Origin of the sequence: Microbispora sp. NPDC049125 (genome assembly GCF_040802045.1) — a bacterium.
GTDB lineage: Bacteria > Actinomycetota > Actinomycetes > Streptosporangiales > Streptosporangiaceae > Microbispora.
This window is the reverse complement of sequence record NZ_JBEZDW010000004.1, coordinates 38,969-62,602: the sequence shown is the minus strand read 5'-3', so window position 1 is coordinate 62,602 and position 23,634 is coordinate 38,969. Positions and strand designations below refer to the sequence as shown.

Annotated in this window: 20 protein-coding genes; 9 read left to right on the top strand and 11 right to left on the bottom strand. The window is 72.2% G+C overall.

Annotated features, from left to right (window positions below; translation table 11 throughout):
• The first annotated feature begins 274 nt into the window (after positions 1-274).
• Positions 275-2,560 carry a glycoside hydrolase family 3 N-terminal domain-containing protein gene (locus AB0B72_RS06120; RefSeq protein ID WP_367737244.1) on the top strand — a complete coding sequence of 762 codons (2,286 nt, stop codon included), beginning with the start codon at positions 275-277 and terminating at the stop codon, positions 2,558-2,560.
• Between the two features lie 72 nt (positions 2,561-2,632).
• Here AB0B72_RS06120 and AB0B72_RS06115 read toward each other — a convergent pair whose 3' ends face one another.
• The 4 genes from AB0B72_RS06115 to AB0B72_RS06100 form a co-directional block, all read right to left on the bottom strand.
• Entirely contained in the window at positions 2,633-3,046 is a 414-nt protein-coding gene (locus AB0B72_RS06115; RefSeq protein ID WP_367737243.1) for a PH domain-containing protein, read from the bottom strand.
• 79 nt (positions 3,047-3,125) lie between these two features.
• On the bottom strand, positions 3,126-3,662 hold the full coding sequence (locus AB0B72_RS06110) for a DUF5709 domain-containing protein (protein ID WP_367737242.1): 537 nt from the start codon (positions 3,660-3,662) through the stop codon (positions 3,126-3,128).
• 64 nt (positions 3,663-3,726) lie between these two features.
• Positions 3,727-6,306, bottom strand: a complete 2,580-nt coding sequence (locus AB0B72_RS06105; protein WP_367737241.1) for a hypothetical protein — start codon at positions 6,304-6,306, stop codon at positions 3,727-3,729.
• A gap of 75 nt (positions 6,307-6,381) precedes the next feature.
• On the bottom strand, positions 6,382-6,882 hold the full coding sequence (locus AB0B72_RS06100; protein ID WP_367737240.1) for a metallophosphoesterase family protein: 501 nt from the start codon (positions 6,880-6,882) through the stop codon (positions 6,382-6,384).
• A 222-nt stretch (positions 6,883-7,104) separates the two neighbouring features.
• Here AB0B72_RS06100 and AB0B72_RS06095 point away from each other — a divergent pair, with 222 nt between their 5' ends.
• Together AB0B72_RS06095 and AB0B72_RS06090 are read left to right on the top strand one after the other, a co-directional pair.
• Positions 7,105-7,239, top strand: a complete 135-nt coding sequence (locus AB0B72_RS06095) for a hypothetical protein (protein ID WP_367737239.1) — start codon at positions 7,105-7,107, stop codon at positions 7,237-7,239.
• Positions 7,240-7,499: 260 nt separating this feature from the next.
• A complete protein-coding gene (locus AB0B72_RS06090; RefSeq protein WP_367737238.1) occupies positions 7,500-8,381 on the top strand; it encodes an N-acetyltransferase family protein in 882 nt (293 codons plus the stop codon).
• 140 nt (positions 8,382-8,521) lie between these two features.
• Here the strand turns inward: AB0B72_RS06090 and AB0B72_RS06085 are convergent, their stop codons facing one another.
• The 3 genes from AB0B72_RS06085 to AB0B72_RS06075 all read right to left on the bottom strand — a co-directional run bounded on the left by AB0B72_RS06085 (position 8,522) and on the right by AB0B72_RS06075 (position 10,942).
• Positions 8,522-8,779, bottom strand: coding sequence for a hypothetical protein (locus AB0B72_RS06085; protein WP_367737237.1), 258 nt, complete (start codon positions 8,777-8,779; stop codon positions 8,522-8,524).
• 123 nt (positions 8,780-8,902) lie between these two features.
• Positions 8,903-9,856, bottom strand: a complete 954-nt coding sequence (locus AB0B72_RS06080; protein ID WP_367737236.1) for a Ppx/GppA family phosphatase — start codon at positions 9,854-9,856, stop codon at positions 8,903-8,905.
• A gap of 72 nt (positions 9,857-9,928) precedes the next feature.
• The gene (locus AB0B72_RS06075; protein ID WP_367737235.1) at positions 9,929-10,942 is read right to left on the bottom strand and encodes an NADPH:quinone reductase; all 1,014 of its coding nucleotides are present in this window, start codon (positions 10,940-10,942) and stop codon (positions 9,929-9,931) included.
• Between the two features lie 135 nt (positions 10,943-11,077).
• Here AB0B72_RS06075 and AB0B72_RS06070 point away from each other — a divergent pair, with 135 nt between their 5' ends.
• On the top strand, positions 11,078-12,826 hold the full coding sequence (locus AB0B72_RS06070; RefSeq protein ID WP_367737234.1) for a RecQ family ATP-dependent DNA helicase: 1,749 nt from the start codon (positions 11,078-11,080) through the stop codon (positions 12,824-12,826).
• A gap of 122 nt (positions 12,827-12,948) precedes the next feature.
• The gene (locus tag AB0B72_RS06065) at positions 12,949-13,332 is read left to right on the top strand and encodes a hypothetical protein (RefSeq protein ID WP_367737233.1); all 384 of its coding nucleotides are present in this window, start codon (positions 12,949-12,951) and stop codon (positions 13,330-13,332) included.
• An 82-nt stretch (positions 13,333-13,414) separates the two neighbouring features.
• Here the strand turns inward: AB0B72_RS06065 and AB0B72_RS06060 are convergent, their stop codons facing one another.
• The gene (locus AB0B72_RS06060) at positions 13,415-15,334 is read right to left on the bottom strand and encodes an amino acid transporter (RefSeq protein ID WP_367737232.1); all 1,920 of its coding nucleotides are present in this window, start codon (positions 15,332-15,334) and stop codon (positions 13,415-13,417) included.
• A gap of 202 nt (positions 15,335-15,536) precedes the next feature.
• Here AB0B72_RS06060 and AB0B72_RS06055 point away from each other — a divergent pair, with 202 nt between their 5' ends.
• From AB0B72_RS06055 to AB0B72_RS06045, 3 genes are all read left to right on the top strand, one after another.
• Entirely contained in the window at positions 15,537-18,035 is a 2,499-nt protein-coding gene (locus AB0B72_RS06055) for a Tex family protein (protein ID WP_367737231.1), read from the top strand.
• Between the two features lie 150 nt (positions 18,036-18,185).
• Positions 18,186-18,428, top strand: coding sequence for a hypothetical protein (locus tag AB0B72_RS06050; RefSeq protein ID WP_367737230.1), 243 nt, complete (start codon positions 18,186-18,188; stop codon positions 18,426-18,428).
• Complete coding sequence (locus tag AB0B72_RS06045; RefSeq protein WP_367737229.1) at positions 18,425-18,940, top strand: SRPBCC family protein; 516 nt, start codon at positions 18,425-18,427, stop codon at positions 18,938-18,940. The genes AB0B72_RS06050 and AB0B72_RS06045 overlap by 4 nt, the downstream gene beginning before the upstream one ends.
• Positions 18,941-18,973: 33 nt before the next feature.
• On the opposite strand, the gene AB0B72_RS06040 is transcribed toward AB0B72_RS06045, so the two are convergent.
• Positions 18,974-19,579 carry a PadR family transcriptional regulator gene (locus AB0B72_RS06040; RefSeq protein ID WP_367737228.1) on the bottom strand — a complete coding sequence of 202 codons (606 nt, stop codon included), beginning with the start codon at positions 19,577-19,579 and terminating at the stop codon, positions 18,974-18,976.
• 95 nt (positions 19,580-19,674) lie between these two features.
• Here AB0B72_RS06040 and AB0B72_RS06035 point away from each other — a divergent pair, with 95 nt between their 5' ends.
• Positions 19,675-20,592, top strand: a complete 918-nt coding sequence (locus AB0B72_RS06035) for an alpha/beta fold hydrolase (RefSeq protein WP_367737227.1) — start codon at positions 19,675-19,677, stop codon at positions 20,590-20,592.
• 48 nt (positions 20,593-20,640) lie between these two features.
• Here AB0B72_RS06035 and AB0B72_RS06030 read toward each other — a convergent pair whose 3' ends face one another.
• Both AB0B72_RS06030 and hutU read right to left on the bottom strand, forming a co-directional pair.
• Positions 20,641-21,825: an allantoate amidohydrolase gene (locus tag AB0B72_RS06030; RefSeq protein WP_367737616.1), complete on the bottom strand. Its 1,185-nt coding sequence runs from the start codon at positions 21,823-21,825 to the stop codon at positions 20,641-20,643.
• Positions 21,826-21,962: 137 nt separating this feature from the next.
• Complete coding sequence (gene hutU, locus AB0B72_RS06025) at positions 21,963-23,633, bottom strand: urocanate hydratase (protein WP_367737226.1); 1,671 nt, start codon at positions 23,631-23,633, stop codon at positions 21,963-21,965.
• Position 23,634: the final 1 nt, after the last annotated feature.

Genomic DNA, 23,634 nt, shown 5'->3' with positions numbered 1-23,634 from the left:
GAGCATCCCCCGCCCGCGCCGCACCCACTCCCACCAGAGCCCACTCCCACCAGAGCCCACTCCCGGCATGACTTGAGGCTCGGCGTCCGCCGGGGCACGTCCACCGGGGCACGTCCACCGGGGAAGCGCCGCGCGGGACGCGGATCACAGCCTCGCTCCGCTGGAGGTGAAAGTTTCGCGGCTTCCGGCTGGTCACCTTCTGGCGTCCCCTGATCCGATTGACCGTTCCATCCCGGCGTTCTTACGGTCCCTACGGACGATGAGGGAGGATCCGATGGCATCACGGCTGAGGCTCGTGTGGATCGCCATGCTCGCGGCGCTGCTCGCCCTGACGATGAGCGTGGTGTTCACGGCGCGGCATGACGTCGCGAGGGCCGCGGGCGAGCCGTACAGGGATCCGGCCCTTCCCGTGGCGACGAGGGTGAACGATCTGCTGTCGAGGATGACCCTCGACGACAAGGTGGGCCAGATGACCCAGGCGGAGCGGGCCGCGCTGAGCCCCGTCTCCGACGTGGCGACCTACCGGATCGGCTCGATCCTGTCGGGCGGCGGCTCGGCCCCCTCGCCGAACACGGCATCGTCCTGGGCGGACATGTACGACAACTTCCAGCGGCAGGCGCTGTCCACCCCGCTCGGCATCCCGATGATCTACGGAATCGATGCCGTGCACGGTGACAACAACGTCGTCGGGGCGACGATCTTCCCGCACAACATCGGGCTCGGCGCGACACGCGACCCCGGCCTCGTGCAGCGGATCGGCCAGGCCACGGCCGAGGAGGTCTCCGGCACCGGGATCGACTGGACGTTCGCCCCCTGCCTCTGCGTCGCGCGCAACGACCGCTGGGGCCGCACGTACGAGTCGTTCAGCGAGGACCCGCAGCTCGTCACCCAGATGACCACGATCATCGACGGCTTCCAGAAGGCCGGGAACGCCTCGATCCTCGCCACCGCCAAGCACTACATGGGCGACGGCGGCACCACGGGCGGCGACGACCAGGGCAACACCGAGCTGAGCGAGGCCGACCTGCGGGCCATCCACCTGCCGCCGTTCAAGGCCGCCGTCCAGCGCGGCGTGGGCTCGGTCATGGCGTCGTTCAGCTCGTGGAACGGCGTCAAGATGCACGGCAACAAGTACCTGCTGACCGACGTGCTCAAGGGCGAGCTCGGCTTCACCGGGTTCGTCGTCAGCGACTGGGCCGCCATCGACCAGCTCGACGGGCAGACCGGCTTCACCGCCGCCGAGGTCACCGCGTCCGTCAACGCGGGCATCGACCTGGTGATGGTGCCGAACGACTACAAGAGGTTCATCTCGCTGCTCAAGTCGGAGGTCCAGGCGGGCCGGATCCCGATGTCCCGCATCGACGACGCCAACCGGCGGATCTTGACCAAGAAGTTCGAGCTCGGGCTGTTCGAGAAGCCGCTGGCCGACCGCTCCTACGCCTCCACCGTCGGCAGCGCCGCGCACCGCGCCATCGCCCGCGAGGCCGTACGCGAGTCCCTGGTCCTGCTGAAGAACTCCGGCAACGTGCTCCCGCTGGCCAAGAGCGGCGGCAAGATCTTCGTGGCCGGCAAGAACGCCGACGACGTCGGCAACCAGAGCGGCGGCTGGACGGTCACCTGGCAGGGCGCGTCCGGCAACACCACCCCGGGCACGACCATCCTGCAGGGCATCCGGGACGCCGCCGAGTCCGGCACGCAGATCACCTACAACCGCGACGGCACCGGCATCGACTCCTCCTACCGCGCCGCCGTGGCCGTCGTGGGCGAGACGCCGTACGCCGAGGGCGACGGCGACCGGCCCGGCTCGCTGAGCCTCGACTCGACCGACCTCGCCACCTTGCAGCGGCTCAAGGCGTCGGGCGTGCCGCTGGTCGTCGTGCTCGTCTCCGGACGGCCGCTCGACATCGCCTCCCAGATCGACCAGTGGAACGCGCTGGTCGCGGCATGGCTGCCCGGTACCGAGGGCCGGGGTGTGGCCGACGTGCTCTTCGGCGACTACTCCCCGACCGGCAAACTGCCGATGACGTGGATGCGCAGCGCCGACCAGCAGCCGATCAACGCCGGGGACGGCAAACCGGCGCTGTTCACCTACGGCTTCGGCCTCTCGTACGCCGGCCCGAGCCCGTCACCCTCGCCCAGCCCTTCCCCTTCGCCCAGTCCCTCACCGTCGCCCTCGCCCTCGCCCTCACCGTCGCCCTCGCCCTCGCCTTCTGCGTCGCCCAGCCCGACGCCCACCGCGGGCGGCTGCACGGTGACGTACAAGCCGAACGACTGGGGCGGCGGCTTCACCGCGGACGTCACGATCACGAACAGGTCGTCGGCGGCGGTCAACGGGTGGACGCTCCAGTGGACCTTCGGCGGCAACCAGAAGGTCACGAGCGCCTGGAACGCCACGATCACCCAGTCGGGCCAGCAGGTCACCGCGAAGAACGTGTCCTGGAACGGCACGATCGCCGCGGGAGGCGGCACCGCGAGCTTCGGCTTCCAGGGCACCTACAGCGGGTCCAACCCGGCGCCCGGCACATTCACACTGAACGGCACGGCCTGCGGGGCCGCCTGACCGCCTGACGTGGGGGCGGTCGCGGATTCCAGGTGACCGCCGCCACGGCGACCGATCGCAGGCGTGCGGAGGTCAGGGCCGCAGGCGCATCAGCGTCTCGGCCACCTCCACCACCGAATCGCCCAGGTCGAAGCGGCTGAACAGGTGGATCTGGTCGCCCGCGTCGATCTCCAGAAGCTCGGTGGTGAGGCCGTAGCGGCGATGGGAGTCCACCCGGATGCGGTCGACGTCGTTCCAGGAGATCCGCTCCCTGCCCGACAGGCCCGTGACGACGAGGCCGTCCGCCCCTGCGGAGAGCCGCACGGGGACGATCAGGTCGCGTACCGCGAGCACGGCGCAGCCGATGCCGGCCACCCCCGCGAGGAAGAGCTGACGGTGGTCGCCGAGGATCGCCAGCACCGCGCACACGGCGACGCCGGCGGCCTTCAGCGCGACGATCTGCCACGGCACCCGCCACTCGTGCCGCGTCTGCTCAACCTCAGCCATCGTGGCAGCGTAACGAATCCGGCCGCGGCGCGCGGATCTCGCCCCGCCGCCCGGCCCGGTCGGCTCAGGCCCGGTCGGCTCAGACGCGGTCGTCGCCCTCGATGTACATGGCTCTCTCCTCCGGGGAGTAACCGCCGACGTCGGGACCGACGTCGGTGCCGATCAGCTCCTTGTCCACGTCCTCCCCGAGACCCTCGTCCGGGTCGACGAGGCGGCCGGCCGGGAGCTGCTCGCCACCGTTGTACAGCAGGTCGCCGGCATCCCGGCCCTCCCCCAGGACGTCCGCCACCCCGTCGCCCGTCCAGGGATCCTCCTCGTCCACGGACGAGTCGAGCTGCTCGTCGCCCGCCGGCTGCTCCTCGTCCCGGTCGCCCACGCCGAGCCGTGGCTCGACGTCCGGCACCTCGCGCGACAACCGCTGGTCGAGGGGTTCCCCTTCGCGCATCTCCCGCGTCGTGGTGCCGTACTCGTCGAGACCCACGGGCCGGTCGCCGGGCAGCGGCGCCTCCTGCGGGTCCTGCGCCCACTGCTGCCCGGGGGTGCCCTCCTGCAGATCCGGAATACCTTCGTCCTCGAACCGCGAACGCGGGTCGGGTTGTGGTCTGTGCTCGTTCATACGGGGCCCCATGCCCCTCCTGAGCCGCCTTAGCCACCCTTCGCGTACGACTTTGGCGGCATGGTCAGCTGGGCGTGACGGAGATGTCCTGGCACGTCCGGTGCGCGGCGGGGTTCACGCTCCCGAACGGGTCGTTCCAATAGTCCGCCGAGCTGTACAACCGCCACCAGGTCAAGCAGGCGTGCATCCGATAGGTGTGCGCGGGATTGACGTACAGATCGTCGGAGGAGTAGGAGACGGGCTGCCCGGACTCGAAGGGGGTGCCCCGGTAGTAGAACGTCCAGTGGCCGTTGCCGATCGGGATGGGGGGCGGCGGCGTGCAGCCGGGCTCGGCGGCGCACTCGTCTGCCCTCGTCTGGTCGACGACCGTCATCTCGACGTCCCTGACCAGCTCGGGATGGACGACGCCGCTGAACGTCGCGGTCGCCTGCCCGGTGACGAGCTCGGTGCCGGTGCCCGGGACCTTTCCGGTCAGGGTGAAGGGACGGGGGCCGTCCGGCTCGGTGACCGTGCCGGTCGGGGTGTCCACGAACTGCTCGCCGAGGGCCGGCAGGGCGAGCCGGAGCCGCAGACCGCTCAGGAGCTGGGCCACGTCACCGTTCGCGGAGCCGTTCCGCACGGGGGCCCCGGTCACCTGGTAGGCCCTCTGGTCCATCCGGATCGTCACCCTCTCCCCGGGGGTGAGCGGGCCGTTCACCTTGGGCGGGGTGAGCGCGGCCGACCATCCCGGGCACAGTCCCCCCACGTGCTTGCCGTGGGGCCGTCCGCAGTGGGACGCGCTGGGCCGGCCGAGGCCGTTGGTGAGGTAGGAGACGAACGGCGCGAAACCGGCCGCCGCCTGCGCGGGCGTGCAGGTGTGGACGACGAGATAGGACAGCGGGGGCTCCCAGTAGTCGTGCCCTAGATCGCGGATGTAGACGTAGAAACACGAGTCCGCGGGCCAGGTCGAGCCGAATCCCGGCGGATCCTGGTCCTTCATGCAGACGGGATCGAACCGCAGCGCCCGGATCCGGTCCCTGCCCTCGGCGAGCTCCACGCGGCATTCCGCGGTGGCGGGCGGGACGTACGAACCGAGGGTCCAGTCGGCGGCGCAGGCGATGCCCCTCGCCAGGCACGTGCTGCTGCGCTCGGCACCACGGATCATCCAGGACTCCGCCGCGGGGGCGGCGGCCGCGGCCCTGGTGCGCCGCGGCATCAGCAGCAGCCGTTCCGGATGTCCCTCGTCGTTGCCCGAGCCGAAGCAGATGCCGAGGAAGGTCCCGTACGGGCAGGGGGTGGTGAGGCCGCCGCCGGAGATGGTGAGCCCGGCCGCTCCGAACGCCACCTCACCCTGTCCACGGCCGTTGAAGCCCTGCAGATAGTCGTGATGCCGCGGGTTGAGCAGGAGGTCGGCAAGCACGTCCGGGGGGCGGTAGCGGGAGGACGCCGCGATGGTGCCCTCCTCGGCGAAGTTCGCCGCGGACTGGGCCACGGGGGCCAGGTCGCCGATCCAGACCTGCATCATCGGCGAGATCGCGTCGGAGTCGAACAGCCGGTCGGTCCGCTCGCTCTCCCTGCGGCGGAACGTCGGATTGCGCAGCTCGCCCATGGACCCGGTGGCGGCCTTGGCCGCGATGAGGTCGAGCACGGCACGGACCTTCGGCCGGAGGGGGTCGTCCGCGGGCGCCAGGTCGTACAGGTTGAGCAGCCCGATCATCTGCAGACGCGCGTAGGGGCGGGAGTTGTACTCGAGGAAGTCGGTGGTGAGCCAGATGCCGAGCTTGCGGTCCAGGTCCGCGCGTACACCGTTGGTGGCGTTGTCGGCGTGCGCGTCGTGGACGTACACGCGGACGGCGTCGTTGGAGGCGGTCTCGACGTCGAACTGGCTCAGCGTGGGTAGCAGCTCGTTGTGGAGGTAGCGGGTGGACTCGATCATCAGGTTGTGGTTCTCGGTCTCGCTGATGTCGCGGCCCGCGATCTCACAGTTGACCGTGTCGGCCGAGGTCTCGCTCCCTTGCAGCCACACGACGCGGGACATCTTCCGGTCCAGCCGTTCCACGTCGGCGGGAGCGAAGTGGTAGCGCGCCAGTGACCAGGCGCGCAGCGCCATCCCCATCGTGAGGTCCCAGTCCCCGTCGTGGCACAGCTCGGTGAACTCGGTGCCGGGCCGGCCGTACAGCTCGGGCATCCGCTCCAGCTCGGACGCGACGATGTCCCAGCCCGGGGAGTTCACCCGGGTCTTGCCGTTGAACGGCACCGTGCCGAAGTCGTCCCTCCAGTCGGTGACCCGCCGGCTGAGGCACTCGGCGGCGTCGGAGGGCTGGCTGATCGGCGGATACGTGCGGGTGGTGCCGTCGTCGCCGCCGTTCACCGCCCGCTGGATCGAGACCGTTCCGTTCCGGGTGTCCAGCATGCGTAACAGCGTGACCTCGGCGAGGATGTGCGCCGGGTAGTCCTCGCCGTAGTCGCCCGGCGCGTTCTTGCAGGCGGCCGCCAGCACCGGCGGCACCCTGTACTCCTCGCGCGCGCCGCGCAACTCCACGAAGTTGTCCGGCGGTTTGATCGTGGCGTAGTCGACGTACGCGGCGTCCGCCCGGGCGGTCGCCGGCGACAGCGCCGCCATGAGCGCGGTGACGATAAGGATCGCTGGCACGAGTCTGCGCATGAAGAAACCATGCGGCCGGACTTCCCCGGCCGCGTGAGTATGCCCCTGCTCAAAATCGGCCGGCACCGGCGCGGCCTAGGTGACGGGCACGATCCTGGCCTCGGCCAGTCTCCCGTCACGGATGTCGAGGATGCCGATGGTGCCGTGGGGCTGGCGGCGCCGGTCGGTGGGCGAGCCGGGGTTGAAGACGCGGATTCCGTCCCCGGTGAGGTCCATCGGGATGTGCGAGTGGCCGAAGACGACGAGGTCGGCGCCGGGGAACCGGCGGCGCATGCGCCGGGTTCTGCCCGCGGCCTGGCCGCTGTCGTGGATCATCGCGACGGCGAGGCCGCCCAGATCGAGCTCAAGGGTCTCCGGGGCGCCCCAGGCGGCGACGTCCGGGCCGTCGTTGTTGCCGAGCACCGCGTGGACGGGGGCGTAGCCGGACAGCTCGGTGAGGACGCCGGCCGTGCAGACGTCGCCCGCGTGGAGGATCGCGTCGGCGTGCCGGAGATGCTCGGCCACCGCCAGCGGGCACGACTTCCACCGCCGGGGGGCGTGGGTGTCCGACAGGACGACGACTTTCACCCCCTCCATCCTCACCGGGATCGCCGCCGGCAACCGTCCCGGGCCCGGAAACGGGCCCGGGACACAGCCGGAACACCGCGCCGCAAGGTCGCGCGAGACGCCGAGTGCAATGTCCATGGCGAATCGAGGTGCCAAATCGCTCAATCTGGGAATAGGAAACTGCGTCCCCCAGATCCCTCAGCCCTGCACCCCAACGCCGGTCCCTCAACCGGCGCCGCTCGGGAGGAAATCATGAGCAGGCAGATCGCCGACGGCTTCCAGACGCCCACGCTGTCCGAGCTGGAGGCGCGGGTGCGCGGGCTGGAAACGCAGGTGGCTCGCCTCACCGAGCTGGTCAAAGCGCTCTCCAGCACAGATCGCGACTAGGTCGGCGGCACCGACTCGGGCGGCCCGCCGGGGCACTCTGGCATGATCACGGCGGGCTCCGGTTCGCGTGCCTGGCGCCGTTCGGCGCGCTTTTAACCGGTTGATCCCTTACGTCTTTAACCGGTTGATCCCTTACGTCCCGCTGGATACGGTGCTCCGGGTCGCGGCCTGAGCTGCGGTGTCGACGCGCTCTCGCGAAGCCGGCGGCGCGTCCTCCGGTCGCGGCCGCCCGCCAGCCGGCCACCGACGACGGAGAGATCGTGCCGATTCGCATCACCCCGCTGACCGAGCTCCGCCACGGCGCGTCCCCTCCCCGCCTGGTGTGGCTGGCGTCGCACAGCGACGGATACCCGGTCGGATCGGCGTACCTGCGGCTGACCAGCCGGGCAGGGCAGACACATCTGGCGGAGGCCGACCTCCACGTCCACCCGGACGAGCGGCGCCACGGCATCGGGTCACAACTGATGGCGGCCGCCGTTGCCGCCGCCAGGCAGGACGGCCGGCGCAGCCTCATCTCTCAGGCGGAGGCCGGCTCCCCGGGTGACCTGTTCCTCGCGGCCCAGGGCTTCCGCAAGGTGCTGACCTTGATGTTCACCCGGCTGGCGCTGGAGACGGCCGACCTGGCGGCACTCACCCGGATCGCCGCGCAGCCGCATCCCGGCTACCGGTTGACCTCCTGGGACGGCGTCGTCCCCGACGAGCTCGCCGAGACGTTCGCCGCCTCCCGCCGTGCCATGGACGACATGCCGATGGACGACACCGACTTCGGCACCGTGGCCTGGGACGTCGAGGCCGTCCGGGCCGCGGCCGCCGCGGTGGCGGAGCGCGGCGAGCTGCTGCACACCGTGGCCGTGATCGACGAGTCCGACGGGTCCGTCGCCGGGTTCACCGAACTCGTCGTCCCCGGTGACGGCGAGGGCGACGGCCAGCACTACGGCACCGGAGTCCTGCCGGAGCACCGCGGGCACGGTCTCGGCCGCTGGATGAAGGCCGAGGCGATCAGGCGGGCCCGGCAGCGCCACCCCGGCCTCGGCGGACTGCTGGCCGACACCGCGGAGGGCAACCTCCCCATGCGGCGGATCAACGACGCCCTCGGCTACCAGCCGACGCACCGGACGCTGCTGCGCCAGCTCGACCTCTGACGACGTGGTCCGCGACGTACGCGAGCCGCCGCCACGCCTCGGCCGGCGCGTGGCCGGGGTGCGGCGCGCCGGGACGGCGGTGGCGCGGGGTCACGCCGGTGCGCCTCGGCGTACCGGCGTGACCGCCCTCGGCGTGACCGTCAGCCCGCCCGCGTTCCTCCGCTCGCGTGGGAGCGGAGCGTCGCCGGCCCGGCACCGCGCAAGGACGCGGTCCCGCGGCCGCGCACGGACGCCGTCCCGGCTTGCGCGGCCTCGGCGTATCCGTACGCCTCCCGTCCCGTGATCGCCGCCATCACGCCCAGTACGACCAGCGTCATGACAGAGATCATCACCAGCGACACCAGCAGGAGCGCCGACACCGCCGCCAGGGAGACGAACCCTCCCAGCAGCTCCACCATTGCGCGTCCTCCACCTGTCGGCCCCGATGTCCGGCGGATGCCGCCCAAGGGCCGACACCGTGCACCCTCGAACCGGACTTTGCCGGATATGGGGGCATTGCCCGTTCAGTCGGGGGTCATACCTTACTGATCGGCCACCGAGAGGCGACTCATGGGCAGGATGTCGAGACGGCGCAGGATCATGCCCTCGCGCAGCGCCCATGGGCAGATCTCCAGTACCGGCAGGTCGAACAGGTCCATGGCGGCGTCGGCCACCAGCGCGCCGGCGAGGAGCTGCCCCGATCTTCCCACCGACACGCCGGGCAGCTCGGCCCGGCGGGCCGCCGACATTCGCGCCATCTTGCCGGTCCACTTGGCCAGGTCCTCGCGGGCCAGCGTCCGGGTGACGTACGCGCCCTCGCTGGACGGCGCCGCGCCCGCGATCCGCGCGAGCTGGCGGAAGGTCTTCGACGTGGCGACGGCGTGGTCCGGCCTGCCGTACTTGGTGACGGCCCCGACCGTCCGGGCGATCTCGGCGCGGGCGTGCCGCCGCATCGCGCGGACCTCCTCCTCCGCGGGCGGGTCCGAGGTGAACCAGTCACGGGTGAGCCGCCCCGCCCCCAGCGGCAGGGAGACCGCGACGTCGGGCTCCTCGTCGTTGCCCGAGGCGATCTCCAGCGACCCGCCTCCTATGTCGACGACGAGCAGCCGCCCGTACGACCAGCCGAACCAGCGGCGCACGGCGAGGAACGTCAGGCGCGCCTCGTCGCCGCCGGACAGCACCTGGATGTCGACCCGGGTGTCGGCCTTGATCTGGGCCAGCACGTCCTCGCCGTTCACCGCGTCCCGGACGGCCGAGGTCGCGAAGGCCACCAGGTCCTCCACGCCCTTGTCCTCGGCGATCCGCATCGCCTCCTCGACGAACGTCCGCAGGCGGGTGGCGCCCTGCTGGGACAGCCGGTTGCCGTCCACCAGGTGCTCGGCGAGGCGCAGCTCCTCCTTGTGGGAGAAGGCCGGAAGCGGCCGGGCGCCCTGGTGCGCGTCCATCACCAGCAGGTGCACCGTATTGGATCCCACGTCCAGTACTCCGAGTCGCATGACCTGACGCTACAGCCTGGGGCTCCTTCGCCGTCGCCCCCCGTCACGGCCGGGACCCCGCGCCCGCCCCGGTCAGCCCTCCGCCACGTCGATCAGGACCTTGCCGACGGCGCCGCTCTCGACCGCGTCGTGAGCCTCCGCGGCCCGCTCCAGCGGGAAGTGGTGCAGGGGAAGCCCGGCATCCTCCCCCACGAGCAGGGCTCCGGCGGCGACCGCCGCGCGGACGTCCTCCACGGCGGCCAGCTTGGCGGCCTCGGGCATGGTGTAGACGAGGACGAACTGGTAGCGGACGTTCCGGGTGTACAGCTCGCGCACCGGCAGGGTGGCCTCGTCTCCGCCGTTTTCCGCGTAGACGGCGACCACAGCGCCCGGGGCCACGACGGCGTTGTCGAGCGCCGCGTTCGGCGCCGGGGCCACCTCCACCACGATGTGCACCCCGCCGGGAGCCACCTTTCTGATCGCGTCCGCCGCGTCCTCCGCGCGGTAGTCCACCACGTGGTCCGCCCCCGCGGCGGCCGCAAGCCGGGCCTTCGCGGGGCTGCTCACCGTCGTGACGACGGTCGCTCCGGCCCAGCGGGCGAGCTGGACGGCGGCGTTGCCGACCGCCCCCGCGCCCCCCGCCACCAGCACGGTCCTGCCGCTCAGCGTTCCCGGGCCGAGGCGTTCCGGGCCGCCGTCCGCGACGGTGAGGCAGCGGTGGGCGGTCAGCGCGGGGATGCCGATGCTGGCGCCGAGGTCGAACGACGCCTGGTCGGGCAGCGGCACGGCCTGACGCGCGGGCAGCGCGACGTATTCCTGCGCCGTGCCGTCCGCCCGCTGCCAGGCGGCCTCCCACAGCCACACGCGCTGCCCCTCCTGAAGCCCCTCGACCCCCGGGCCGACGGCGTCGACGACGCCGGCGCCGTCCTGGTTCGGCACCGCCTCGGCGAAGCCGAGCCCGCCGCGCCGCGACTTCCAGTCGGTCGGGTTGACGCCCGATCGCACCACTCGGACCCGCACCTCGCCCGGCCCCGGCTCCGGTGCGGCGCGCTCGGCCAGGCGCAGGACGCCGCTGTCCCCTGTCTCGGTGTAAACGATCGCTCTCATACTGTTGTCCAAAGCCGCGATGCGGACCGCTATTCCCCGGGGTGCCGGGCGCGGCGCCGATTCCCCTGTGAACGCCGCGATTCGAGTGACAAGCCTGGGGTACTGCAGTGCCGATCCGGCGAGGGGAACGACGGCATGGGTGTGCGGCAGAGGTTCGGCGACCGCTCCGGCGGCCGTCCCGGCGACAGGCTGGGCGGCAGAGCGGGCGGCTGGTCCCGGGGATGGTCGGGAAGCTGGTTCAGCGGCTGGGCCGCGGGCCGGTTCGGCAGGCGGCTCGGCCCGCGGAGCCGCAGGCTGCGGTCGACCGCCCGGGAGGCGTTCGGGTGGGACCAGCTCCGCCCGGGCCAGCAGGAGGCGATGGAGCACCTGCTCGCCGGGCGCGACGTGCTGCTGGTGATGCCGACCGGCGCCGGGAAGTCGGCGGTCTACCAGGTGCCCGGCCTGCTTCTCGACGGCCCGACGGTGATCGTCTCGCCGCTCATCGCGCTCCAGCGCGACCAGGTCATGGGCCTGCTCAAGGCGGGCGCGGCGGGCGCCGTCGCGGTGAACTCGGCCGGTTCTGTCGACGCGGGCCTCGACCAGGTCACGGCCGGGGACGCCGAGTACGTCTTCCTGTCGCCCGAGCAGCTCGCCAAGCCGGAGGTGGTCGAGAGGCTGGCCGAGACGCGGCCGTCCCTGATCGCGGTGGACGAGGCGCACTGCGTCTCCGCCTGGGGTCACGACTTCCGGCCGGAGTACCTGCGGCTGGGCAAGGTCATCGAGCTGCTCGGCCATCCACCGGTGATCGCGATGACCGCGACGGCCGCGCCCACCGTCCGCGAGGAGATCATCGAGTCGCTGGGCCTGATCGGCGCCCAGCAGATCGTCCGCGGGTTCGACCGGCCCAACCTCGACCTGCTGGTCCGCCGGTTCGTCACCGAGGACGACAAGCGCCGGGCCCTCGCCGAGCACGCCGCCGGGCTCGACGGCGTGGGACTGGTCTACGTCGCGACGCGCAGGCAGGCGGAGGAGTACGCCGAGCTGCTGAGGGACAAGGGCCGCCGGGCCGAGCCGTACCACGCGGGGATGAAGTCGACCGACCGCCGCAGGATCCACGAGATGTTCCAGGGCGACGAGCTGGACGTCGTGGTCGCCACGTCGGCGTTCGGGATGGGGATCGACAAGCCCGACGTCCGGTTCGTGCTGCACGCCACCCCGCCCGAGTCGCTCGACGCGTACTACCAGGAGATCGGGCGCGCCGGCCGCGACGGCAACCCGGCGTCCGCCGTGCTGTTCTACCGGTCGGAGGATCTCGGCCTGCGCAAGTTCTTCGCCGGCGGCCGGGCCGACGAGGAGCTCATGCGGCGCGTCGCCACCATCGTGCGGGAGCACGGCGGCGAAGTGCCGTCGGCGGAGCTGCGTGAGCTGCTCGGCGTCGGAGCGGCCAAGCTCACCTCGCAGGTGAACCTCCTGGAGCGGGCCGGCGCCCTGGAGATGGCCCACGGAGGCGTGCTCACCTACCTGCCCGACGGGCCGTCGCCGGACGAGGCTGCGGCGCGGGCGATGGAGCTCGACGACACCCGGCACCGTCTTGAGGACTCGCGTCTGGACATGATGCGCGGATACGCCGAGACGACCGGCTGCCGCCGCCGCTTCCTCCTGGAGTACTTCGGCGAGCCGTACGAGCGGGCCTGCGGCGCCTGTGACACCTGCCGGGCAGGCACCGCCACGGTTCCCGAGACGGGCGAAGGGCCGTTCGCCCTGCACGCGAACGTACGGCACGCCGAGTGGGGGCACGGAGTGGTCATGAGCCGCGAGGAGGACCGGATCACCGTGCTGTTCGACACGGTCGGTTACAAGACGCTGGCGCTCGGCGTGATAGACGGCGTGCTCGAACTCGCCTGACGGTGCATCACTCAGCGCGGCCCAATAATTACCCATCGTGGCAAACGTCCCTCTTGCGGGGGTTCCAACTCCACGCGGACACTCGTAAACGGGGCTGTTTCGCGACCTGGGGGGTGACCACGGTGCATGAGGGGTTCAGCACCTACGAGACATGGCCGTACGAGTGCCTGCACTGCCTGCGCGTCTGGGAGGAGGAGTATGTCGTCCGGCGCGTCCCGGACGGGCACGGCGGCGACGTCACGGTGTGGACGCTGCGCGGCCTTCCGGCCCAGCCCCCCTGGTCGGGGAGGACCTGCCCGGCCTGCGGCTGCGGCAGCGTGACGACGTTCCCCACCGGTTACCTCGCCCATCACCCGGAGATCACGGTCACCCGTCCCGAGCCGGCGACGCCGCCGCGGATCCCCGGCAAGCGCGCCCGGCCGCCGTTCCCCACGCAGCCCCTGCTCGCGGCCTGCCTGCTCGTGCTCACCGGCGTCGAGGTCTGCTCCCGGCTCTACGCGCACTGACCTGTCAGCGCCGCGGGCCGATTTGCAGGCGGGCGACGCGGCCGGACCCTTCACCGCCGCCCGGTCGTCCACGGCGGGGTGGTCAGCTCACGTGCACCTGCGGGCGGCGGGCGACCTCCGGCTCGGCCTTACGGATGACCTCGCGGGTCAGCGGCGGCACGTCGCCTCCCCCGAACACGAGGTAGCGCAGCAGCGCGCCCACCGGGTTGCCCTCCGCCCAGTGGAAGTAGACGTGCGGCCGCCTGCCGGTCAGGTCGCGCAGGTGGAACAGGATCGCGGCGACGGTGTTGGCAACTGCCGGGCTGTGCACGGTGAGCACCCGGTAGCCGTGCCGCATCTCCCCAAGGACGCGGAGCTCGGACTCGAATTCCGAGGCGTCGCCGAGCGTGACCTCCAGGAAGATCATCGGCTCGTCGTCCGGAAGGTGATGGTATTCGCGTGTCTCGCGGTCCTTCTCGGCGTACTCGGCCGGGTCTCGCGCGTCCGGCTCGTTGGCGATCAGGCGTAGCTCTCCGTCGAGGTCGAGCACGATCTTCTTGGCCGTCTCGTCGAGCTCGATGTGGGTGGCGCGCAACTCCGTCGAGCGGGTCGCCCGCGAGATCAGCGACGTGACGACGATCGCGAGGACGAACAGCAGCGCGATCTGCAGGCCGTCGGGCCGCTCCCGGATGTTCTCCACCGCGGCGTACAGCAGGACGGCCGCGATCACGCCGAACGCCGCGCCGGACGCGCGGCGGCCCTCACGGAAGGCGGCGATCGTGACGGCCGTCGCCGCAGAAAGGATCAGGGCGAGCACACCGGTGGCGTACGCGCCGCCCTGCGGCTCCACCTGGGCGCCGAACAGGATCGTGATGCCGAACGAGATCGCGGTGAAGACCAGCACCAGCGGCCGCACCGCCCGGGCCCAGTCGGGCGCCATGCCGTACCTGGGCAGGTAGCGGGGCACGATGTTGAGCAGCCCGGTCAGCGCGGACGCCCCGGCGAACCAGAGGATGGCGATCGTGCTCACGTCGTACGCGGTGCCGAACCAGTCGCCGAGGTAGTGGTGGGCCAGGTAGGCCAGAGCCCGCCCGCTCGCCTTGCCGCCCTCCTTGAACTCGTTCGCGGGGATGAGCACGCTCGTCGCCACGCTGCTGGCCAGCAGGAACACGCTCATGATCACAGCGGCGGTGGTCAGGAGCCGGCGGGTGCCCTTGATCCGCTCGGACAACTCCCCCTTGATCTGGGGCATCACGGCGACGCCGGTCTCGAACCCGGACAGGCCGAGGGCGAGCTTGGGCAGCACGAGCAGCGACATCCCGATCATCGCCAGCGGGCCCGAGTGCTCCGTGGTCAGCGCGTGCCGCCAGTCGGCCAGCAGGCCGGGGTTGGTCACGACCTCGCTCAGCGAGACCGCCACGACGACCACGTTGAGCAGGAGATAGGCGGCGACCAGCACCACGGCCAGGCCGATCGCCTCGCTGAACCCGCGCAGGAAGATGGCGCCGAGCACGGCGATCAGCAGCAGCGTGATGACGACCCGCTGGCCTTGGAGGGACTCGGGGACGAAGGGATTCTGCAGGATGTGCGCGGTCGCGTCGGACGCCGACAGCGTGATGGTGAACACGAACGCGGTGGCGACGAACCCGAGCAGCACGAGCACGAAGAGCTTGCCCCACCAGCGGGGCAGCAGCCGTTCGAGCATGGCGATGGAGCCCATCCCGTGCGGGCTGCGCTCGGCGACCGCCCGATAGGTGGGCAGGGCGCCGAACAGGGTAAGCACCACCAGCAGCGACGTGGCGACCGGCGACAGCGCGCCCGCCGCCAGCGCGGCGATGCCGGGCTGGTAGCCGAGGGTGGAGAAGTAGTCGACCCCGGTGAGGCACATCACCTGCCACCAGGAGTGGTGGACGCCGGGCTCGTCGGCGTGGGGGCCGCCCGCCCCTCGGTCCCGTTGAAGACCTTCGAGAAGCCACGAGCGGACCGATCCGGCCGGCTCCTGCTGCTGTCCGGGGGTGGTCACCGGGCTCACTCTCCTCGGCCTCCTGGTGTCGACGGCTGGGGAGACCCTACCGGTCCCCGGCGTACCCGGCTGATCGGCGGGAGTTCCCTGTGGACAACCCCGCCACGCGAGCCGGTACGACGAGGATGTCCACAGGCCGGAGCCGGGGGCGCCGGAGATCCGGCAGAATGAGAGCCCTCCCGGAAGAAGGCGGACCAGGATCGTGACGACCTCCATCCAGCGGCGGATCGCCGAAGAGCTCGGCGTTCGCGAGAACCAGGTGACCGCGGCCGTCGACCTGCTCGACGGCGGGGCCACGGTGCCGTTCATCGCCCGCTACCGCAAGGAAGCGACGGGCATGCTCGACGACGCGCAGCTGCGCGCCCTTGAGGAGCGGCTGCGCTACCTGCGCGAGCTGGAGGAACGGCGGGCCGCCGTCCTGGAGTCGATCCGCTCGCAGGGCAAGCTCGACGAGGCCCTGGAAGCGCGGATCATGGAGGCCGACTCCAAGGCCCGGCTGGAGGACATCTACCTGCCGTTCAAGCCGAAGCGCCGGACGAAGGCGCAGATCGCCCGGGAGGCGGGGCTGGAGCCGCTCGCCGACAAGCTGCTGGCCGACCCGTCGCTCGACCCGCACGCGACCGCCGAGGCGTTCGTGGGCGAGGGCGTCGCCGACTCGGCCGCGGCCCTGGAGGGGGCGCGGGCCATCCTCATCGAGCGTTTCGCCGAAGACGCCGACCTCATCGGCGACCTGCGTGAGCGGATGTGGGCGCGCGGCCGGGTGGTCTCGCAGGTGCGGGACGGCAAGCAGGAGTCCGGGGCCAAGTTCTCCGACTACTTCGACTTCTCCGAGCCCTTCACCAAGCTGCCCTCGCATCGCATCCTCGCCATGTTCCGCGGCGAGAAGGAGGAGGTGCTGGCCCTCACGCTCGACCCGCAGGCGGAGGAGCCGAACGACTACGAGATGCGGATCGCGCGCCGGTTCGGCGTCTCCGGCCAGGGCCGGCCGGCCGACCTCTGGCTGTCGGAGACGGTGCGCTGGGCGTGGCGCACGCGCATCCTCGTCCACCTCGGCATCGACCTGCGCACCCGCCTGTGGCAGGCCGCCGAGGAGGAGGCCGTACGGGTGTTCGCCGCGAACCTGCGCGATCTGCTGCTCGCGGCGCCCGCCGGGGCGAGGCCCACGATGGGTCTCGACCCGGGGCTGCGGACGGGCGTCAAGGTGGCGGTGGTCGACGGGACCGGCAAGGTGGTCGCGACCGAGACCATCTACCCTCACGAGCCGAAGCGGCAGTGGGACCAGTCGCTCGCCGTGCTCGCCCGGCTCGCCGCCGAGCACGGCGTCGAGCTGGTGGCGATCGGCAACGGCACCGCCTCACGCGAGACCGACAAGCTCGCGGGTGAGCTGGTGACCCGCATGCCGCACCTGACGAAGGTCATGGTGTCCGAGGCGGGGGCGTCGGTCTACTCGGCCTCCGCCTACGCCTCCCAGGAGCTGCCGGGCCTCGACGTGTCGCTGCGCGGCGCCGTCTCGATCGCGCGCCGCCTCCAGGACCCGCTCGCCGAGCTCGTGAAGATCGACCCGAAGTCGATCGGCGTCGGCCAGTACCAGCACGACCTGTCCGAGGTGAAGCTCTCCCGCTCCCTCGACGCCGTGGTGGAGGACTGCGTGAACGGAGTGGGCGTCGACGTCAACACCGCCTCGGCGCCGTTGCTGACCCGCGTCTCGGGCATCGGCTCCGGCCTGGCCGAGAACATCGTGACCCATCGCGACGCCAACGGCCCGTTCCGGTCGCGCAAGGGCCTCAAGGAGGTCCCCCGGCTCGGCCCCAAGGCGTTCGAGCAGTGCGCGGGCTTCCTGCGCATCCCCGGCGGCGACGACCCTCTCGACGCCTCCAGCGTCCACCCCGAGGCGTATCCGGTGGTCCGCCGCATCCTGGAGTCGACGAGCAGCGACCTGCGCGCCCTGATCGGCAACACCTCGGTGCTCCGCTCGCTCAGGCCCGCCGACTTCGTCGACGGCTCCTTCGGCCTGCCGACCGTCACCGACATCCTCAAGGAGCTGGAGAAGCCGGGGCGCGACCCCCGTCCGGCGTTCAAGACGGCCACGTTCAAGGAGGGCGTCGAGAAGCTCTCCGACCTTGCCCCCGGAATGCTGCTGGAGGGCGTCGTCACCAACGTCGCGGCGTTCGGCGCGTTCGTCGACGTCGGCGTGCACCAGGACGGCCTCGTCCACGTGTCCGCCATGTCCACGTCGTTCGTCAAGGACCCGCGGGAGGTCGTCAAGCCGGGCGACATCGTCCGGGTGAAGGTGCTCGACGTGGACATCCCGCGCAAGCGCATCTCCCTCACCCTGCGGCTCGACGACGAGGTGACGACCCGCGGCGGCGGGCGCGCGCAGGACGGCGCCCCCGAGGACGGCGGCAACCGAGGCGGCGGCAACCGAGGCGGAGCAGCCCGGGACGGCGGCGGCAGAGCGGGAGGCAACCGAGCGGGAGGCGGCCGGGCCGCAGGCGCACCCAAGGACGGCCCGAAGGACGGCCAGCAGGGCCAGAGCGGCCAGCAGGGCCAGCGAGGCCAGGCCCGGCAGGGCCAGGGCGGCGGGGGCCGCGGAGCGGGCCGCGGCCAGGGACGGGGCGCCGGCGCTCCTCCGGCGAGCGGCGCCATGGCCGAGGCCCTCCGCCGCGCCGGCCTCACGGACCCCGGCTCGCCTTCCCGCTGACCCCGGCTCGCCTTCCCACTGATCACGGCTCGCCTTCCCGCAGATCACGGCTCGCTGTCCCGCAGATCACAGCTTCGGGACAGCGCCCCGCGGAACCGCCGCGCGACCACGCAGGCGCTCGCCCGCGCTCGACAGTGTTACCTTGGTAACATGGTAAAGGTTGAGCGGATCCAGACCGGGCTGCGCCTCGAACGGAACACCCTGAAGGTCCTGAAGGGCCTGGCCGAGTACCTGGACATGTCCCTCGGCGACCTGGTCGAGGGCATCGTGCTGCACGCGTTCGAGGGCAAGACGCCTTTCGGCCCGCAGACTCTCACCGCGATCGAGCGCCTCAGGTCCGTATACGGCCACACCCTCACCGCAGCCGACGCGCACGCCCTGGAGGAGAAGTGAGCGCCCCGGCGCGGCGGCGCCTCACCGGCACCCTGCGCGTCCCCCTGCCGCCGGCCCGGGCGTTCCCGCTGTTCACCCCTTACGGCGAACGGGCGTGGGTGCAGGGCTGGGACCCCCGGTTCCCCGACGACATCGACGACATCCGCCCCATGGGCGGCAAGGGCCACGCCGGCGATGACGGCGGCGACGGGCCGGCGGACACCCGGCCGGGAACGGTCTTCCAGACCCACGCCCACGGGGAGACGACCACGTGGGTGGTCGTGGACCGGCGGCCCGGACGGCGCATGGCGTACGCGCGCGTCACCCCAGGGGCCCGCGCCGGCACGGTCGAGGTCGACCTCGACGACGACCCCGGCGCGCCCGGGCACAGCGTGGTGACCGTGACCTACGACCTCACGGCGATGGACGAGGCCGCCCGGGCGGAGCTCGGCGTGTTCGCCGCGGGGTACGGCGGCTTCCTCCGTTCCTGGGAGGAGGCCATCGCCGCGTCCCTGGCCCGGGACCGCCCCTGACCCCTGGTCGCCGTCCGGCGACCAGGGCCCCTCTCAGTCCGCGGCCTCCGCGAAGGCCATGAGGTCCTCGGCCGACCAGGCCAGCTCGCCGCTGCGCAGGTCGTCGGTGACCGAGCGGAGCCAGCCCAGCTCGGCGGCGGTCACGGCACGCAGGTATTCGGCCTCCAGCATGGCGATGCGCGGCAGGCCGCTCCCGGCCTCCGCCTCCAGGTCGGCGTCCAGTTCGGCCAGCGCCCGGCCGACCGCCTCCATGCGCCTCTCCAGGGCGTCGCGTATCTCCTGAGGGGCGAGCATCAGCAGGTGGGACAGCGCCGCCGGGAACTCGGGAAACTCCGGCTTGGGCCGGGCGACCATTTCCAGCAGCCACTCGCGGGCGGCCGAACGCCCCGCCTCGGTGATCTGGTAGACGGTCCGCTCGGGGTAGGCCTGGTCGCGCTCCGTCTCTCTCACGCTGATCAGCCCGTCCGCGGCGAGGCGGTCGATCGTGCGGTGCAGGCTGGTCCGCTGGCCCACGTTGACCACCTTGTCCTTTCCCCACTGCTTGATCAGCCGCTGGATGCCGTACGGGTGCAGCGGCTTGTACTGCAGCATCGCCAGGACGGTCACAGCGAGCGGGGATCCGCGACGAGGAGTGGTCATGCCCCCATACTAATCGAAGCGGTACAAAGAAACTAGTTGACGTGCAACTAGTGTCACTGACATCATCAGGTCATCGACCCGAGAGGAACCCCACGATGACCACCGACCACCAGCAGCCTCAGCCGGCGGACACCGCCACCGGCTTCGTCACCTCCCACGACGGCACCCGGATCGCCTTTCGCACTCTCGGGCAGGGCCCCGGTCTGGTGCTGCTGCACGGCTCCATGGAGACAGCCGGAGACCACCTGGCCATGGCCCGGGAGCTGGCCGACGCTTTCACCGTCCACCTGCCCGACCGCCGCGGCCGCGGCCTGAGCGGCCCCTACGGGGACGGGTACGGCGTGCGGACCGAAGTGGAGGACCTCGACGCGGTCCTGAACGCCACGGGCGCCCACTTCGTCTTCGGCGTCAGCGCGAGCGGCGTCGCCGTTCTCGAGGCTGCGCGCCTGCTGCCCGCGATCCACAAGGCGGCCGTCTACGAACCGGCGCTGCTCCTCGAGGACATCCCGCACCTGACCGGGTGGGTCGACCGGTTCGACCGCGAGATGGCCCGGGGCGAGGTGGCCGCCGCGCTGGTGACGAGCATGCTGGGCCTGCGGCTCGGGCCGCCGGCCATGAACGTCATGCCGCGAGGACTGCTCAACTGGCTGACCGGCCTGATGATGAAGAGCGAGGACAAGAACGCCGGCCCTGACGACGCCACCATGCGCGCCCTCGCCCCGACCCTGCACTACGAGGGCGTCCTCCTGGCGGAGATGGCCGGCAAGCTGGACGACTTCGCCGGTGTGCGCGCCGATGTGCTGCTGCTGGGCGGAGGCAAGGGGCTGCCCTACCTCAAGCCCGCTCTGACCGCCCTGGAGAAGACCCTTCCCCATGTCCAGCGGGTCGAGTTCCCCGGGCTCGACCACGGCGCGTCGGGCGACCCCAGCAAGCGGAACCCCGGCGGCAAGCCGCAGGTCGTGGCGGCCGAGCTCAGGCGCTTCTTCGCCTCGGCGACCGCGGCGCGTCCCTGACGCCGCATCCCCACACAAGCCGACCTCAGGGGCCCGCCCCGGCTGGCGTCACGACCCGTCAAGGGACGCGGAGGCGGGCAGGAGGTCGCCGAGGACGCGTGCCAGAGCGGCGACCCCGGCGAGGCAGTCGGCCTCCTCCGCGTGCTCCTGCGGAGAGTGGGACACACCGGTCGGGTTGCGTACGAACAGCATGGCGGTGGGCACGGCGGCGGCCAGGATGCCCGCGTCGTGGCCCGCACCGGTGGGCAGGACGGGGACCCCGCCCAGGACGCGCGCCACCCGGTCGCGCAGCGGCCGGTCGAACCGCACCACCGGCGTGGCGGACTCGCATGTGACCTCCGCGTCTTCCGCCGCCCTGGCGATGTCCTCGACCAGCGCCTCCAGGACGGCGGCCTCGGGGGCGCGGCAGTCGAGCCAGGCGGTCACCAGCGACGGGATGGCGTTCGTTCCCCCCGGCTCGACCTTGACCTTGCCGAACGTCGCCAGGCCCCCCAACTGACCGGCGCGCTCGCGGGCGGCCAGGACCGCGGCCGCGTACGCCGGCATGGGGTCGCGGCGGTCCTCCAGCCGGGTGGTGCCCGCGTGGTTGGCCTCCCCCCGGAAGTCGAACCGCCACCGGCCGTGCGGCCAGATCGCCGACGCCACGCCGACTGGATGCGGCGTCCCCCCGAGGTGGCGGCCCTGCTCCACGTGGAGCTCCACGAACGCCCCGATGCGGGCCAGGCGCTCGGGATCCGGCCCGGCCGCGGCCGGGTCGTGCCCGGCCCGCTCCATCGCGTCGGCCAGCGGCACGCCGTCCGCGTCGCGCAGGCCGGTGACCGCCTCGGCCGGAAGGGCGCCCGTCATCAGCCGGGACCCGGCGCAGGCCACGCCGAACCGCGCGCCCTCCTCATCGGCGAAGTTGACCACGGCCAGCGGCCTGGCCGGCCCGGCCACCCGATCGCGCAGCAGGTCGACCGCCGCGAAGGCGGCGACCACGCCGAGCGGCCCGTCGTACGCCCCGCCGTCGGGGACCGAGTCCAGGTGGGATCCGGTGACCACGGCGTCCCCCGCCGCGGGGTCGCCGAGCCAGGCCCACTGGTTGCCGTTGCGGTCCACCTCGTACGCGAGCCCCCTGGCCCGCGCCTGCTCCGCGAACCAGGCGCGGCACTCCGCGTCCGCGGCCGTCCAGGCGTGACGGCGGTAGCCGCCGGTGCCGGGATGCCGGCCCACCGGCAGCAGCTCCCGCCACATCCGGCGGAAGCCCTCCACCGCATGCGCTGGCAGGACGGCCTCTCCGGCAGCGCCCCGCCCATCACCGGAAGCCCCGCCGGACCCTCCATCGGACGTCCCACCGAAAGCCTCGCCGTCCCGCCGGCCGGGCGCGCCGGTCACGACTCTCCTTCGGCCATCGGGATCCGCACGCCCCGCTCGCGCGCCACCTCGGCGGCCTGGTCGTACCCCGCGTCCACGTGCCGGATCACGCCCATCCCCGGGTCGTTGGTGAGGACCCGGCGGATCTTCTCCCCCGCCAGCCGTGTGCCGTCGGCCACCGTGACCTGCCCGGCGTGGATCGACCGCCCGATGCCGACACCGCCGCCGTGGTGGATGGACACCCATGACGCGCCGGAGGCCACGTTGACCAGGGCGTTCAGCAGCGGCCAGTCGGCGATCGCGTCCGAGCCGTCCAGCATCCCCTCGGTCTCCCTGTACGGCGAGGCGACCGACCCGCAGTCGAGGTGGTCACGGCCGATCACGATCGGCGCCGACAGCTCGCCCGACGCCACCATGTCGTTGAACCGCTCGCCCGCCCGGTCCCGCTCGCCGTACCCCAGCCAGCAGATGCGCGCCGGCAGCCCCTGGAAGCGGACCTTCTCCCCCGCCATCCGGATCCAGCGGGCCAGCGGCTCGTTCTCCGGGAAGAGGTCGAGGACGGCCCGGTCGGTTTTGGCGATGTCGGCGGGGTCGCCGGAGAGGGCGGCCCACCGGAAGGGGCCCTTGCCCTCGCAGAACAGCGGTCGGATGTACGCGGGCACGAACCCCGGGAAGTCGAACGCGCGGGCGTACCCGGCGGCCCTCGCCTCCCCGCGGATGGAGTTGCCGTAGTCGAAGACCTCGGCCCCCGCGTCCTGGAACCCCACCATCGCCTCGACGTGCCGCGCCATCGACTCGCGGGCGCGCAGCGTGAAGCCCTCCGGATCCTTGCGCGCCTCGTCGGCCATGTCCTCGAACGCCACGCCCAGCGGGAGATAGGCCAGCGGGTCGTGCGCGCTGGTCTGGTCGGTGACCACGTCGATCTCCGCGCCGCGCGCCAGCAGGTCCGGTACGGCCTGGGCCGCGTTGGCCTCCACGCCGATCGACAGCGGGCGGCGGGCGTCCCTGGCCTCATGGGCGAGGCGCAGGGCCTCGTCCAGATCGGCGGCCTTGACGTCGAGGTAGCCGTGGGCGATCCGCCGGTCGATGCTCCGCGGGTCGCAGTCGACGCAGACGGCCACGCCGCCGTTCATCGTGACCGCCAGTGGCTGGGCGCCGCCCATGCCGCCGAGCCCGGCCGTGAGCGTGATCGTCCCGGCCAGGCTGCCGCCGAAGCGTTTGGCGGCGACCGCGCCGAAGGTCTCGTAGGTGCCCTGCAGGATGCCCTGGGTGCCGATGTAGATCCACGACCCGGCGGTCATCTGGCCGTACATCGTGAGCCCGAGCTGCTCCAGCCGCCGGAACTCCGGCCACGTGGCCCAGTCGCCCACCAGGTTGGAGTTGGCGATGAGCACGCGGGGCGCCCACTCGTGGGTGGTCATCACGCCCACCGGGCGGCCCGACTGCACGAGCAGCGTCTCGTCGGCCGCCAGCGTCGTGAGCGTACGGACGATGGCGTCGTAGGAGGGCCAGTCGCGGGCGGCCTTGCCGCTGCCGCCGTACACGACGAGCCTGCCGGGGTGCTCGGCGACCTCCGGGTCGAGGTTGTTCATCAGCATCCGCAGGGCGGCCTCCTGCTGCCACCCGCGGGTGTTCAGCTTCCCGCCCCGGGGCGCCCGGATGGGCTCCCGGCCGTCGTCGTGTGCCACG

What these genes read in the sequence shown, in the direction of transcription:
- AB0B72_RS06120 (WP_367737244.1), top strand. Translation starts at nt 275, where the DNA reads ATGGCATCACGGCTGAGGCTCGTGTGGATCGCCATGCTCGCGGCGCTG.
- AB0B72_RS06115 (WP_367737243.1), bottom strand. Translation starts at nt 3,046, where the DNA reads ATGGCTGAGGTTGAGCAGACGCGGCACGAGTGGCGGGTGCCGTGGCAG.
- AB0B72_RS06110 (WP_367737242.1), bottom strand. Translation starts at nt 3,662, where the DNA reads ATGAACGAGCACAGACCACAACCCGACCCGCGTTCGCGGTTCGAGGAC.
- AB0B72_RS06105 (WP_367737241.1), bottom strand. Translation starts at nt 6,306, where the DNA reads ATGCGCAGACTCGTGCCAGCGATCCTTATCGTCACCGCGCTCATGGCG.
- AB0B72_RS06100 (WP_367737240.1), bottom strand. Translation starts at nt 6,882, where the DNA reads ATGGAGGGGGTGAAAGTCGTCGTCCTGTCGGACACCCACGCCCCCCGG.
- AB0B72_RS06095 (WP_367737239.1), top strand. Translation starts at nt 7,105, where the DNA reads ATGAGCAGGCAGATCGCCGACGGCTTCCAGACGCCCACGCTGTCCGAG.
- AB0B72_RS06085 (WP_367737237.1), bottom strand. Translation starts at nt 8,779, where the DNA reads ATGGTGGAGCTGCTGGGAGGGTTCGTCTCCCTGGCGGCGGTGTCGGCG.
- AB0B72_RS06080 (WP_367737236.1), bottom strand. Translation starts at nt 9,856, where the DNA reads ATGCGACTCGGAGTACTGGACGTGGGATCCAATACGGTGCACCTGCTG.
- AB0B72_RS06075 (WP_367737235.1), bottom strand. Translation starts at nt 10,942, where the DNA reads ATGAGAGCGATCGTTTACACCGAGACAGGGGACAGCGGCGTCCTGCGC.
- AB0B72_RS06070 (WP_367737234.1), top strand. Translation starts at nt 11,078, where the DNA reads ATGGGTGTGCGGCAGAGGTTCGGCGACCGCTCCGGCGGCCGTCCCGGC.
- AB0B72_RS06050 (WP_367737230.1), top strand. Translation starts at nt 18,186, where the DNA reads ATGGTAAAGGTTGAGCGGATCCAGACCGGGCTGCGCCTCGAACGGAAC.
- AB0B72_RS06040 (WP_367737228.1), bottom strand. Translation starts at nt 19,579, where the DNA reads ATGACCACTCCTCGTCGCGGATCCCCGCTCGCTGTGACCGTCCTGGCG.
- AB0B72_RS06035 (WP_367737227.1), top strand. Translation starts at nt 19,675, where the DNA reads ATGACCACCGACCACCAGCAGCCTCAGCCGGCGGACACCGCCACCGGC.
- AB0B72_RS06030 (WP_367737616.1), bottom strand. Translation starts at nt 21,825, where the DNA reads ATGTGGCGGGAGCTGCTGCCGGTGGGCCGGCATCCCGGCACCGGCGGC.